Source organism: Stenotrophomonas sp. Sm10, assembly GCF_030985515.1.
Classification (GTDB): domain Bacteria; phylum Pseudomonadota; class Gammaproteobacteria; order Xanthomonadales; family Xanthomonadaceae; genus Stenotrophomonas; species Stenotrophomonas hibiscicola.
Map to the genome: position 1 here is coordinate 1 of NZ_JAPTFO010000051.1, position 13,636 is coordinate 13,636.

Genomic DNA, 13,636 nt, shown 5'->3' on the forward strand with positions numbered 1-13,636 from the left:
GTGCCGACCGTTGGTCGGCACGCCAGTTACTTGGTGATATCCACGTTCTTGGTTTCGCGCAGGAACAGGCCGCCGATCACCACCGACATCAGTGCGATCGCAATCGGGTACCACAGGCCGTAGTACAGGTTGCCGGTACCGGCCACCAGCGCGAAGGAGATCGCCGGCAGGAAGCCACCGAACCAGCCGTTGCCGATGTGGTACGGCAGCGACATCGAGGTGTAGCGGATGCGGGTCGGGAACAGTTCCACCAGGTAGGCGGCGATCGGGCCGTAGACCATGGTCACGTACAGCACCAGCAGCCACAGCATGAAGATGGTGCCGGCAATGTTGATGCGCGCACCATCGGCCTTGGCCGGGTAGCCGGCAGAGGTCAGGGCGGTCTTCAGTTCCGCGCCGAACGCATCGGCCTTGGCCTTGCCTTCTTCCTTGGTCAGGCCGGCGGCCTCATACGAGGTGACGCTGGCACTGCCCACGTTCACCATCGCCAGCGAACCGGCGGCGGCGGGCTGCACGTCGTACGGCACACCGGCCTTGGTCAACGCGGCGGTCGCCACGTCGCAGGAGCTGGTGAACTTGCGCAGGCCCACCGGATCGAACTGGAACGAGCAGGTGGCTGGGTCGGCGACGACCAGTGCCGGGGAGTTGCTGCGCGCTTCTTCGATGGCCGGGTTGGCGAAGTGGGTCAGGCCCTTGAAGATCGGGATGTAGGTGATGGCCGCCAGCAGGCAGCCGGCCAGGATGATCTTCTTGCGGCCGATGCGGTCGGACAGCCAGCCGAAGAAGATGAAGAACGGCGTGCCCAGTGCCAGCGCTGCGGCGATCAGCAGGTAGGAGGTGGTGGCATCGACCTTCAGCATGCTGCTGAGGAAGAACAGCGCGTAGAACTGTCCGCCGTACCAGACCACGGCCTGGCCAGCCGCTGCACCGAGCAGGACCAGCAACATCAGCTTCAGGTTGCCGCCCTTCAGGCTGTCGCGGAACGGGGTCTTGGAGCCCTTGCCTTCAGCCTTCATCTGCTGGAACAGCGGCGATTCGCTCAGCTGCAGGCGGATCCATACCGAAATGCCCAGCAGCAGGATCGACACCAGGAACGGGATGCGCCAGCCCCAGGCCTCGAACGCCTCGTTGCCCAGCGTCATGCGGCAGGCCAGGATGATCAGCAGCGACAGGAACAGGCCCAGCGTGGCGGTGCACTGGATGAAGCTGGTGTACAGACCGCGCTTGTCGTCCGGCGCGTGCTCGGCCACGTAGGTGGCGGCACCGCCGTACTCGCCGCCCATCGCCAGACCCTGGGCCAGGCGCAGGATGATCAGGATCACCGGTGCGGCAAAACCGATCGATGCGTAGTTGGGCAGCACGCCGACCAGGAAGGTCGAGATGCCCATGATCAGGATGGTGACCAGGAAGGTGTACTTGCGGCCGATGCGGTCGCCGAGGCTGCCGAAGAAGGCCGCGCCGAACGGACGCACGAAGAAGCCGGCGGCGAACGCCAGCAGGGCGAAGATCATGCCCGTGGTTTCATTGACGCCACTGAAGAACTGCTTGGCGATGATGGCCGCGAGCGAGCCGTACAGGAAGAAGTCATACCACTCGAAGACCGTGCCGAGGCTCGATGCGAAGATGACCTTCTTGTGGCCCTTGGTCAGGGTGCCCGCTTTATGTGCGGTGCTGGGTGTACTGGACATGGGACGCTTCCCCTCCGAAGCAATCGTTGTTGGTGGGTGCCGACCGTTGGTCGGCACTCAATTCGGTAGATGCCGACCTTGGCCGGCACCCCATCTCGGTAGGTGCCGGCCGCTGGCCGGCACGCTCTTAGAAGCTGTACTTCGTGGTGAACTGCAACCGGGTGATGTCACCCTTGTTGCCGTTCTCCACTTCGCGACGGCCATACATCAGCTCGGCGCCGATATCGACCTTGGGTAGCGGTGAATAGAAGATGTTGCCGCGGACGCTCTGCACGCTCTTGGTCACCAGCGGGCCGAGGATGCTGTCGTTGTCGTAGTCGCTGCGGGCGTAGATCAGGTTGGTGCGCAGCTTCGGCGAGAACGCATGCCGCCAGCCGACGTAGCCGGCCAGCACGCCGGTCGGGTTGAGCTCGTCGCGGGCCACGTCGTAGGCACTGTCGGCGGTGATGCCCAGGCCGATGTAGCGGGCGATGCCTTCGCCGCCGGTCAGCTGGTAGTGCAGCGAATCGCTGTCACCCATCACCCACTTGCCGCCCAGGGTCAGGCCGCCGGCCACCTTGTCGGCCTTCGCGCCGGTGGCCTGGTTGTCGACCTTCAGCTGACGGACGATGCCGCCGACGCCGAAGGTGCCCCAGTCGCCCTTCCAGCCATAGCGCAGGGTCAGGTCGGGCAGGCTGCCACGGTCGGAGTTGGCGCTGGCATTGGTCCAGGCACCGGTGACGGGGTTGCGGGTGCCGGTGAGGGTGGTGGTTTCCGGGTTTTCCAGTGCGACGCTGAAGCCGCCCTGGGTGTAGCGCACCTGCGCCTGGCGCACGAAGATCACGCCGTCGGTGGGGCCGACGAAGTCGACCGCTTCCGGCAGTGCGGCCGCGTCCATGAAGTTGGACCAGGTCTGGCCGGCCAGCCAGTTGTTCCAGTACATGTAGGCGTGGCGCAGGGTCACACCGTAGGTATTGGTGGCGGTCTGGTTGCCCAGCGAGTTGCCGAAGAAGTCCATCTCGAAGAACGCACCGGCCTTGTTGCCCGATTCGCTGACGTTGTCGATGCCCAGGTTGAAGCGCGAGAACTTGGCATGGGCGTTGAAATCGGTGCCCGAGCGCTTGCCGCTGCCGCCAGCGCCTTCGACCGGGGTCTGGCCCGGCAGGTACAGCGAACGGCCGGTCGCGTCGTCGGCCAGCTGGCCATCGCTGGTCTGGGTGGCCAGGAAGTCGGCCTTGATGAAGCCGCCGATCTTGACCGTGGTGCCCGGCGCGGCGCCCGGGGTGAGGGTGGTGACCTGGATCGGCTGCTTGCCGGCCGGCACCTGTGCGACCGGCTTCTGCTCGGCCTGCACCGTGCGCACTTCGGTCACGGCCTGCTGGGTCTGGCTGATCTGGGTCTGTTGTTGTTGCTGCGAAGACAGCAGCAGCTGGACCTGGCGTTCCAGTTCGGCAACGCGTGCTTCCAGTGCCTTCTCTTTGGCGGTCTCTGCGAACGCCATGCCCGGTGCGACCAGGGCGACCAGCAGGCAGGCCGCCAAAGGTGTGCGCACGGCTTTCAACGTACGGTGGCTCATGTTGCCCTCTCTCCCAAGTGGCAAGGTGATGCCGCGCGTGGGGCACGGTCGAGCCGAGACTGCGGGGCGATTATGTATAGCGGCTATTCGCCATTGGTCGAACCCGGGCCTGCAAGGCGCTCACTTTCGACCATGGTCTAACCAGGGTGGTGACGCGGCCGGGGGTGGATGGGGCAAACTGAGGGGGATCGGTCGTTGCAATGCTGCGACCGCACATACAAAGTCAACGTGCAAGTGAGGGTGCCATGGCTGATATCTACCCCGTCGATCCGCAGTTCGCCGCGAAGGCACGCATCGACAAGAAGACCTATGAACAGCAGTACCAGGCGTCGGTGGCCGATCCGGATGGATTCTGGGGCAAGGCCGCCGAGCGCCTGCAATGGATGCGCAAGCCGACGAAGATCAGGAACGTCAGCTATGACCTGTCCGACTTCCGCATCAAGTGGTTCGAGGATGGCGAGCTCAATGCCAGCGTGAACTGCCTGGATCGCCAGCTGGAAACGCGCGCCGACAAGACCGCCCTGCTGTTCGAGCCGGACGGCCCGGATGCACCGGCCCAGCATGTGACCTATCGCGAGCTGTACGAGCGCACCTGCCGCCTCGGCAACGCGCTGCGCAACCTCGGCGTCAAGAAAGGCGACCGCGTCACCATCTACCTGCCGATGATCGTCGACGCCGCAGTAGCCATGCTGGCCTGCGCGCGCATCGGTGCGATCCACTCGGTGGTGTTCGGTGGCTTCGCGCCGAACTCGATCGCCGACCGCGTCAGCGACTGCCAGAGCAAGCTGATCATCACCGCCGACGAAGGCTTGCGCGGTGGCCGCAGGATTCCGCTGAAGGCCAACGTCGATGCCGCGCTGAAGCTGCCGGGCACGAACACGGTTGAAACCGTGCTGGTGGTGCGCCACACCGGCGGCGCGGTGGACATGCAGGCCCCGCGCGACCGCTGGTTCCACGATGTGGTGGACAGCCAGCCGTCCACCTGCGAACCGGAACGCATGAACGCGGAAGACCCGCTGTTCATCCTCTACACCTCCGGCTCCACCGGCAAGCCGAAGGGTGTGCTGCACACCACCGGCGGCTATCTGCTGTACGCGGCCTACACCCATGAAGCGGTGTTCGACCTGCGCGAGGACGACATCTACTGGTGCACCGCCGACGTCGGCTGGGTCACCGGCCACAGCTACATCGTGTACGGGCCACTGGCCAACGGTGCGACCTCGCTGATGTTCGAAGGCGTGCCGAACTATCCGGACACCTCGCGCTTCTGGAACGTCATCGACAAGCACAAGGTGAGCATCTTCTACACCGCCCCGACCGCCATCCGTGCGCTGATGCGCGAAGGCGAGGAGCCGGTGAAGAAGACCTCGCGCGCGTCGCTGCGCCTGCTCGGCAGCGTCGGCGAGCCGATCAATCCGGAAGCCTGGCGCTGGTACTACGAAGTGGTCGGCGACAGCCGCTGCCCGATCGTCGATACCTGGTGGCAGACCGAAACCGGCGGCATCCTGATCTCGCCGCTGGCCGGCGCGATGGACCTCAAGCCGGGGTCGGCCACCCTGCCCTTCTTCGGCGTGCAGCCGGCGCTGGTCAATGCCGATGGCGAGATCCAGGACGGCCCGACCGAGGGCAACCTGATCATCCGTGACTCCTGGCCGGGCCAGATGCGCACGGTGTACGGCGACCACCAGCGCTTCATCGATACCTACTTCCGCACCTACCCGGGCAGCTACTTCACCGGTGACGGTTGCCGCCGCGACGAAGACGGCTATTACTGGATCACCGGCCGCGTCGACGACGTGATCAATGTGTCCGGCCATCGCATCGGCACCGCCGAAGTGGAAAGCGCGCTGGTCTCGCATCCGAAGGTGGCCGAAGCGGCGGTCGTGGGCTTCCCGCACGACGTCAAGGGCCAGGGCATCTACGCCTACGTCACCCTGGTGGCCGAAGAGGCCCCGAGCGATGAACTGCACAAGGAGCTGATCGCCTGGGTGCGCAAGGAAATCGGGCCGATCGCCACACCGGACCACCTGCAGTGGGCACCGGGCCTGCCGAAGACCCGCTCGGGCAAGATCATGCGCCGCATCCTGCGCAAGATTGCCGAAAACGCGCCGGACCAGCTCGGCGACACCTCGACACTGGCCGATCCGTCGGTGGTGGCGTCGCTGGTGGACGAGCGCAAGGTGCGCTGACGTACGACCCGGGGTCGGATCCCTTTCCGCAAGGAAAGGGCTCTGACCCCATCTGCTTTCCCCCACGGTTCCCCCCGACCATGACCACCCTCCTGATTGCCGATGACCACCCGCTGTTCCGCGAAGCCCTGCGCGGCGCCGTGCAGCGGGTCATCCCCGGCGTGCAGCTGTTCGAGGCAGACAGCGTGGAAGCGCTGTACGCGCTGGCCGACCAGCACAACGACGCCGACCTGGTCCTGATGGATCTCAACATGCCCGGTGCGCAGGGTTTCAATGCACTGGTGCACATGCGCTCGCTGCATCCGCACCTGCCGGTGGTAGTGGTGTCCGCGCGCGAAGAGGCGACGGTGATGCGCCGCGCGCTCGACCACGGCGCGCTGGGCTTCATTCCGAAGTCTGCGGATTCGGACACCATCGGCCATGCGCTGGGCGCCATCCTCGATGGCGAGACCTGGGCACCGCCGGAAGCGCACAACGTGCCGCCTACCGGCAGCGAAGAACGCGAAGTCGGCCAGCGCCTGCGCGAGCTGACCCCGCAGCAGTTCCGCGTGCTGCAGATGCTGGGCGCCGGGCGCTTGAACAAGCAGATCGCCTACGACCTCAACGTCTCCGAAGCGACGATCAAGGCCCACGTCACCGCCATCCTGCGCAAGCTGGGCGTAACCAACCGCACCCAGGCCGTGCTGATGGCCGGCAAGCTGGCGATCGACGACGACGCCATCGTGCTGCCGCCGGAAGAAGACTGAAGGTGACGGACTGCGGAGCCGAGCATGGGCTCGGCTCTACAGACGTCATGATGCCCCTGTAGAGCCGAGCCCACGCTCGGCTGCTCTTTGCCTCAATACCAATCACTCCTCAAGCAACCATCGACTCCACACATAGGGGTATTCCCCGATGCGCGTGGCCAGCCCAGCACGCACCGGATTGGCCGCGATATACACCGCCTGCGTGTGCAGGCATTCATCGCTGCGCAGCGCGTGGTCGTAGTATCCCGGCTGCCAGATCGGCGCGTTGGCATCAACGCGCCTGGCGATGGATCTTCCACTCCGGGACTTCAGGATCTGCATGCAGCCGGCCAGCGTGCCCGTACGCAGCTCGATCAACCAATGCAGGTGGTCCGGCATGATCACCCAGGCCAGGGAGAAGGTACGACCGGTTTGCTCGACTGTGCGCAGCGCTTCGATCAGCAGATCGACGTTGCCCTTGTCACTGAACCAGGGACGACGCGCATGCGTCACCGACGTAAGGGCATAGACATTGCCGGTATGCGACCAACGACCATAACGGAGTGCGGGACTGGCCATGCGAAGACGCTATGGCACGCGTGACAGCCTCTCCATCAGTGCAACACCGCAATGCTTGTCAGCCAAAACCCTGATGTAGAGCCGAGCCCATGCTCGGCTGCCATGCAAAGCAGCCGAGCGTGGGCTCGGCTCTACAGATTTCCCTGCTTACCCCACGCCGTGCAGGTGTTCGTACAGGATCGTCGCGCCGATGATCATCAGGATCACGCCGCCGATGATCTCGGCACGCTTGCCGACCATGCTGCCCAGCACGCGGCCGAGCATGATGCCGACGGTGACCATGGTCAGCGTGCACAGACCGATGACCGCCGCCATCACGCCGATATGCACGTCCATGAAGGCCAGGCCGATGCCCACGGCCATCGCGTCGATGCTGGTGGCGAAACCGGTCAGCGCCAGCTTCCAGAAGCCGTGGTGCTGCGAAGGGTCTTCGTCTTCCTCGGCACTGTCCGGGCGCAGGCCGTTGTAGATCATGTGGATGCCCAGCGCGCCGAGCAGGCCGAAGGCGATCCAGTGGTCGAAGGCTTCGACGTACTGCAGCGCGGCGCGACCGAGCAGCCAGCCGATGATGGGCGTGATCGCCTCGATGACGCCGAAGATGATGCCGGCCCGCAGTGCATCGCGGAACACCGGCTTGCGCATGGCCGCACCCTTGCCGATCGCCGCAGCGAAGGCATCGGTGGACATGGCAAAGCCGATCAGGAGGATCGAAATGGGGGACATTGGCGGCTGCTGAGGTCGGGCAAGGACGGACGCACGGCCTGCGCTCGCGCCCAACCTGACGTTGCGCGCGCGGGCCGCTGGTCTCGCCAACCATCATGGTTGTCCACGCCACGGCGCACTGGCCGAGTGTGTTGACGTGGACGATTCCTGCGAAGGAATCCGGCTACTCCCCAAGGGGACGCGAAGCTTAGCATCGCGATCCGCGCGTGGCGCATTTCCATCGAAACGCGCAGGCAGGGCTGGTTTGTATAGCGATGGCTATATCAGCCCCGCACTGCGTGGGGGAGCCGAGCATGGGCTCGGCTCTACAGTTGCCAATCAGGCGTCGCTATTGCCGGCGTCGCGCAGCGCGCCGAGGAAGGCGCGCAGCGAGGCCGGCTTGATCGGCTTGGTCAGCACGCGGTAGCCACGCTCGCGCGCCATCCGCTTCAGCTCGTCGCGGCCATCGGCGGTCAGCAGCGCACCCGGCAGCGGATAGCCGGCCGCCTCGCGCAGCGCCACCAGCGCATCAAGGCCGTCCATGCGGTCATGCAGGTGGTAGTCCACCAGCATCACCTGCGGGCGCTCGGCGATCTTCTCCAGTGCCTGGTCGACGGTGGCGGCGGTGATCACCTGCACCTGCCAGCGGCCGAGCAGCGCGCGCATGCCGTCGAGGATTTCCTCGTCGTTGTCCACGCACAGCACCCGTAGGCCCGCCAGCGAATCGCTGCGCACCGGTGTGGCCACGGCCTGGGTCGCCTTGGCAGGCTCGGTGTAGCCGGGCAAGGGCGCAACCCGTGGCAGGATGATCGAGAACATCGAGCCGCTGCCGACGCGGCTGCGCGCATTGAGGCGATGGTCAAGCAGGCGCGAGATGCGCTGGCAGATCGACAGGCCCAGCCCCAGACCCTGCTCGCCCCAGTCGAACGGCTGCTGGTAACGGTGGAACTCATCGAAGATCTGCCGCATGTGTTGCTCGGGAATGCCGGGACCGGTATCCCATACCTGCAGCTCCACTTCGTCGCCACAATGGCGCACCGCCAGTACGATGCGCCCCTGGCGGGTGTAGCGCAACGCGTTGGCCAGGAAATTCTGCAGCACGCGGCGCAGCAGGCGGCGATCACTGCGTACCCACGCCGGGCGCGCGAACAGGTCCAGGCGCAGGCCACGACCGGCGGCGACCGGCGTGTACTGCGCCGCCAGTTCGCGCATCAACGCACTCACGTCGAATTCGCCGATCACCGGGTGCAGGCCACCCGCATCCAGCCGTGACACGTCCAGCAGGCCATCGAGCAGCTCCTCAGCCGCACGCAGCGACGCGTCTACGCGTTCGGCCAGATGCTTCTGCTCGTCGCTCACGTGATCGCTGTCGCGCAGCGCGGACGCAAACAGGCGCGCGGCGTTCAGCGGCTGCAGCACGTCGTGGCTGATCGCCGCCAGGAAGCGCGTCTTCGACTGCTGTGCGACCTCGGCCTCATGCGAGCGCTCGGCGACGCGCTGTTCCAGCGTCTCGTTGGCTTCAAGCAGCGCCTTTTCGGCGTGCTTGTAGTCGGTGATGTCGTTGTAGCTGGTCACGTAGCCGCCGCCGGGCAGCGCCTGGCCGCGCATCTCGATCACCTTGCCGTCGCTGCGGGTGCGCTCGAACACGTGCGGCGAACCGGCGCGCATGTAGCCGATGCGGCGGTTGATCTGCACTTCGATATCGCCCTCGCCCAGCTCGCCGCGCTCGGCGTTGTAGCGGATCAGGTCGGCCACCGGGCGGCCCACGTAGAGCATGCCGTCGGGGTAACCGAACATGTCCTGGTAGCGGCGGTTCCACGCGGTCAGGCGCATGTCCGGATCGACCACGCTGACCCCGGCGCTGATGTTCTCCAGCGTGGTCGACAGGATCTCGCGGTTGAAGCGCAGTTCCTGCCCGGCTTCGTCCAGCACCGCCACCACTTCGCCAAGGTCCATGCCCGAGCCACGCAGCAGGCTGGTCAGCAGCAGGCGCGCCGAGGCCGCACCAATCGACGCGGCCAGCAGGCGTTCGGTGAACTGCACCCACGGCCGGTCGGCCGGCGCCGAGGATTGCAGCTCGCGGCCCAGCGACTGTGCCTGCTCGAAGAACGAGCGCCGCGCATGGCGCTCGCCGACCACGCGCGAGGCAAGTGCCAGCAGGTCGCCCACGTGCACATGACCGGGCCAGCCACCGGCCACCGACGGGCGCTCGGCATACGGGTCGAGGAACGGCGCGGCGCGCAGCCGCTCGTCCACACCGGGGCGCCAGCGCGCGGACACCAGCATCATCGTCGCCGCGTTGACCAGCAGCGACCAGAACGTGCCGTGGGTCAGCGGATCCCAGCCGGACATGCCGAACAGCTGCTGCGGACGCAGCCACTCGATGCCGAACGGGCCGTGCTGCACCCAGGCGGCGTCGACCCAGCCGGCCATGGTCATCGCCGGCAGCAGCAGGGTGTACAGCCAGGTGGCGAAGCCCAGCAGCATGCCCACTTCGACGCCGCGCCGGCTGGCACCGCGCCAGTACAGGCCGCCGATCAGGCCGGGCGCGAACTGCGCTACCGCCGCGAACGCCATCAGGCCGTACGAGGCCAACGTGCTGTCGTTGCTGCTGGTGCGGTAGTAGCTGTACGCCATCAGCGCCAGCAGCAGGATCGCCAGGCGGCGGATCCACAGCACGCGCGAGGCGACGTCGGCGGCCTCCTGGTGGTCACCGCTCCGACGCAGCAGCACCGGCATCACCAGGTCGTTGCTGACCATGGTGGCCAGCGCGATGGACGACACGATGACCATGCCGGTGGCCGCCGAGAAGCCGCCCACGTAGGCGATCAGCGCCAGCGCATTGCGGCCTTCGGCCAACGGCAGCGCCAGCACCATCGAGTCGTCGGCGACGCTGCCGCCGGTGCCGAACAGGGTCACGCCGGCGGTGGCGATCGGCAGCACCATGCCCGAGATCAGCACCAGGTAGCCGCCGAACATCCAGCGCGCGCGGCGCACGTCGCGCACATCGCCGCACTCGACCACGGCCACGTGGAACTGGCGCGGCAGGCAGATGATGGCCAGGAAACTGAGCAGGGTCTGCGAGATGAAGCCCACCGGCGGCAGGCCGGTGAACAGCGTATGCACCGACTCGACCACCGCGTCGGTGCGGTTGCTCAGCCAGAGGTAGGCGAACACGCCCACGGCCAGCATCGCCAGCAGCTTGATCACCGATTCGAAGGCGATGGCCAGCATCATGCCGTGGTGGTGTTCGGTGGCATCGACCTGGCGGGTACCGAACAGGGTGGCGAACAGCGCCATCAGCAGCGCCACGTACAGCGCGGGATCGGTGAAGAAGCCGGTCGGGCCGGTGTTGCCGGTCAGGACCTGCAGGCTCATCGCCACCGCCTTGTACTGCAGCGCCAGGTACGGAATGATGCCGATCAGCGCGATGATCGCCACCAGCGCCGCCAGCCGCCGCGAGCGGCCGAAGCGCGAGGAGATGAAATCAGCAATGGAGACCACGTTCTGGCTGCGCGCGATCAGCGCCAGGCGCTCGATGATGCGCCAGCCGAACAGCAGCAGCAGCAACGGGCCGATGTAGATCGGCAGATAGCCCACGCCATTGCGCACAGCGGTGCCGACCGCGCCGTAGAAGGTCCACGACGAGCAGTACACGGCCAGCGCCAGGCTGTACACCACCGGCCGCAGCCACGGCCGGTCGGGATACATCGGCCGACGGTCGCCCCACCACGCCACGCCGAACAGCAGCGCGGCATAGGCAACCGAGACCAGCAGCAGGATCCAGCTGGAGACCACGCGTGCGTTTCCGTCAGGACAGGGGTCAGTAGATCACGACCGCTGGTCGTGCGGGTAGGTCATGGCGGTGGGTCACGACCATTGGTCCGTCTGGTGGGTCACGACCGTTGGTCGTGGCGGGGACATCCGTGCCCACTGACAGTGGGCACCTACCGGGAATCAATGGGCACCCACCAGGAAGCGGTGGGCGCCTGCCAGGTACCGGTTTACTGGGCCGGTACGCCCATTTCCTTCAGCAGCTCGGGTGCCGGGTAGACCTTGGCCAGCAGCCAGCGCAGGTAGCGCATGTCCACGTGCACGGCACGCTTGTAGCGCGGGTCGAACCACCAGCTGGCGCTGACCGACTCCCAGTTGCTGTCAAAGTTCAGGCCGATCAGTTCGCCCTTGGCGTTGAGCACCGGCGAGCCGGAGTTGCCGCCGGTGGTGTCCAGGTTGGTCAGGAAGTTGACCGTCTGGGTCTTCAGCGCCGGGTCGGCAGTGCTGCCGAAGTCACCCTTGGCGATCGCGGCCAGCAGCGGCTTGGGTGCGTCGAACGGATAGGCGTTGGTGTTCTTCTCGACGATGCCGGCCACGGTGGTCACCGGCGAGTAGGTCACGCCATCGCGCGGGTGCAGTGCCTCGACCCTGCCGTAGCTGATGCGCAGGGTGCGGTTGGCATCCGGGTACACGGCGCGGCCCTGCTTGGCACGCCAGGCGAACAGCGCCTGCATGTACGCCGGGCGCAGGCGCAACTGCTCGCCTTCGCGGGTCTTGCTCTCGTTTTCGATGCGCAGCTGCGCGGCCACCAGCGGGCCGGCCACGGCGATCAGCGGATCGGCGGCCAGGGCCTTGCCTTCGCGTGCGGCGGCAAAGCGCGACAGGCGCTGCGCCTCATCGCCCAGCTGGGTTCCGGCGTACAGGGTGTCCAGCGCCGTGGCCAGCTGCTGCGGGGTGCGGCCGAAGGCCGCGTCGAACTCGGCCACGCGCTGCGCGTCCGGCAGCTGCTGGTAGCGGGTCAGCAGGGTGGTCAGCAGGGCCTTCTCGACCTCCGGCGCGTAGCGGCGCTGGACCTGCTTGAGCACGCCTTCGATCATCGCCTGGTCGCGCTGCTGGTAACCGCTCTCGCGCTGCGCGTCAGGCTTGGCCGATTCGATGCGCAGGCGCTCCAGCAGCAGCGCAGAGCGCAGCAGCTGGCTCTGCGCGGCGATCTGGTCCAGCAGCAGGTCACGCTCGCCCACCGCCGCGCCCTGCGACAGGTTGGCCAGCAACGCCTTGATGTCGCCCTGATACTTGCGGTCGGTCGCGGCCAGCATCGCGGTCTCGTCGGCGGCACGCTGGGCCTTGGCGTCGCTGCGCAGCAGGCCTTCCAGTTCGCCAGCGGCGCGCTTGCGGTTGTTCTTCAGCGACTGCAGCTGCGAGGCATAGCGGGTACGCGCCTGCGCGTCCTTGGCGGTGGCAGCCTCGATGGTGTCGATCATCTGCTGGAACACCGACACGCGGCGCGGCAGCACGGCATCGATCTGGCCGGCGAATTCGGCCGCGGTGCGGTGGCGATAGGTGATGCCCGGGTAACCGGCCAGCATCGCGTAGTCGCCTTCCTTCGGGCCTTCCACCGACATCTGCAGGTGCGCCGGTGCCTGGTAGGGCACGTTGTCCTTGCTGTAGGCGGCCGGCTTGCCGTCCTTGCCGACATAGGCGCGCAGCAGGGTGAAGTCGCCGGTGTGGCGCGGCCACATGAAATTGTCGATCTCATCGCCATAGTTGCCGATCGCGCGCGGCGGCGCGTACACCAGGCGCACGTCGCTCAGTTCCAGCTGGGCGATGCGATAGAAATCGGTGCCGTAGTACATGTTGGCCACCGAGCAGCGCACGCTGCCGTCCTTCTCGCACTCGGCCACGATCTGCTTGCTGGCGGCATCGACGGCATCGAAGTAGGCGCGGCCGGTCTTGCCACGGGCCTGCGCCAGCACCTGGTCGGTCACCTTGTCGAAGCCGACGGTGACCAGCACGCGGAAGTCCGGGTTGGCCGGGCGCTCGTCGGCACGGCCGTTGGCGATGAAGCCACCAGTGATCAGGTCGTGCTCGGGCGAGCTGTTGTACTGGATCACGCCCATCGCCACGTGGTGGTTGGTCAGCAGCAGGCCGTCGGCGGACACGAACGAACCGGTACCACCACCGGCGCGCACCACGGCGCTCAGCGGCGGCGCGGTGACATTGGCCAGGTCGGCCGGATTGCCCTTGAAGCCTGCGGCCTGCAGCGGCTTGGCCAGTTCCGGCAGCTGGGTCGGCATCCACATGCCTTCATCGGCGTGGGCACCGGCGGCGAGGGTCAGGCCCAGGGCCAGGGCGGTGGGAAGGGCTTTGCGTGGTGACATGAGGCAATCCGGTACGACAGAACAGCCCGGGACCATAGCCGCTGGG

Annotated in this window: 8 protein-coding genes; 2 read left to right on the forward strand and 6 right to left on the reverse strand. The window is 66.7% G+C overall.

What is annotated here, in order from left to right; all coding sequences use genetic code 11:
* Positions 1 to 26: 26 nt before the first annotated feature.
* A complete protein-coding gene (locus tag O0J15_RS14225) occupies positions 27 to 1,688 on the reverse strand; it encodes an MFS transporter (protein ID WP_134732152.1) in 1,662 nt (553 codons plus the stop codon).
* Positions 1,689 to 1,815: 127 nt separating this feature from the next.
* Entirely contained in the window at positions 1,816 to 3,243 is a 1,428-nt protein-coding gene (locus O0J15_RS14230) for a DcaP family trimeric outer membrane transporter (protein ID WP_058979243.1), read from the reverse strand.
* A 245-nt stretch (positions 3,244 to 3,488) separates the two neighbouring features.
* Between O0J15_RS14230 and acs the strand changes: the two genes are divergently transcribed.
* Positions 3,489 to 5,432: an acetate--CoA ligase gene (gene acs / locus O0J15_RS14235; RefSeq protein WP_308305831.1), complete on the forward strand. Its 1,944-nt coding sequence runs from the start codon at positions 3,489 to 3,491 to the stop codon at positions 5,430 to 5,432.
* An 80-nt stretch (positions 5,433 to 5,512) separates the two neighbouring features.
* Complete coding sequence (locus O0J15_RS14240) at positions 5,513 to 6,178, forward strand: response regulator transcription factor (protein ID WP_111098071.1); 666 nt, start codon at positions 5,513 to 5,515, stop codon at positions 6,176 to 6,178.
* A gap of 102 nt (positions 6,179 to 6,280) precedes the next feature.
* Here O0J15_RS14240 and O0J15_RS14245 read toward each other — a convergent pair whose 3' ends face one another.
* The 4 genes from O0J15_RS14245 to O0J15_RS14260 form a co-directional block, all read right to left on the reverse strand.
* On the reverse strand, positions 6,281 to 6,736 hold the full coding sequence (locus tag O0J15_RS14245) for a transposase (protein WP_308305832.1): 456 nt from the start codon (positions 6,734 to 6,736) through the stop codon (positions 6,281 to 6,283).
* Between the two features lie 147 nt (positions 6,737 to 6,883).
* Positions 6,884 to 7,459: a manganese efflux pump MntP family protein gene (locus O0J15_RS14250; RefSeq protein WP_111098073.1), complete on the reverse strand. Its 576-nt coding sequence runs from the start codon at positions 7,457 to 7,459 to the stop codon at positions 6,884 to 6,886.
* 318 nt (positions 7,460 to 7,777) lie between these two features.
* Positions 7,778 to 11,236 carry a PAS domain-containing hybrid sensor histidine kinase/response regulator gene (locus O0J15_RS14255; RefSeq protein ID WP_308305833.1) on the reverse strand — a complete coding sequence of 1,153 codons (3,459 nt, stop codon included), beginning with the start codon at positions 11,234 to 11,236 and terminating at the stop codon, positions 7,778 to 7,780.
* A gap of 206 nt (positions 11,237 to 11,442) precedes the next feature.
* Positions 11,443 to 13,590 carry a S46 family peptidase gene (locus O0J15_RS14260; RefSeq protein WP_155030371.1) on the reverse strand — a complete coding sequence of 716 codons (2,148 nt, stop codon included), beginning with the start codon at positions 13,588 to 13,590 and terminating at the stop codon, positions 11,443 to 11,445.
* Positions 13,591 to 13,636 lie beyond the last annotated feature (46 nt).

Coding starts and splice junctions, on each gene's coding strand:
- O0J15_RS14225 (WP_134732152.1), bottom strand. CDS start 1,688: ATGTCCAGTACACCCAGCACCGCACATAAAGCGGGCACCCTGACCAAG.
- O0J15_RS14230 (WP_058979243.1), bottom strand. CDS start 3,243: ATGAGCCACCGTACGTTGAAAGCCGTGCGCACACCTTTGGCGGCCTGC.
- acs (WP_308305831.1), top strand. CDS start 3,489: ATGGCTGATATCTACCCCGTCGATCCGCAGTTCGCCGCGAAGGCACGC.
- O0J15_RS14240 (WP_111098071.1), top strand. CDS start 5,513: ATGACCACCCTCCTGATTGCCGATGACCACCCGCTGTTCCGCGAAGCC.
- O0J15_RS14245 (WP_308305832.1), bottom strand. CDS start 6,736: ATGGCCAGTCCCGCACTCCGTTATGGTCGTTGGTCGCATACCGGCAAT.
- O0J15_RS14250 (WP_111098073.1), bottom strand. CDS start 7,459: ATGTCCCCCATTTCGATCCTCCTGATCGGCTTTGCCATGTCCACCGAT.
- O0J15_RS14260 (WP_155030371.1), bottom strand. CDS start 13,590: ATGTCACCACGCAAAGCCCTTCCCACCGCCCTGGCCCTGGGCCTGACC.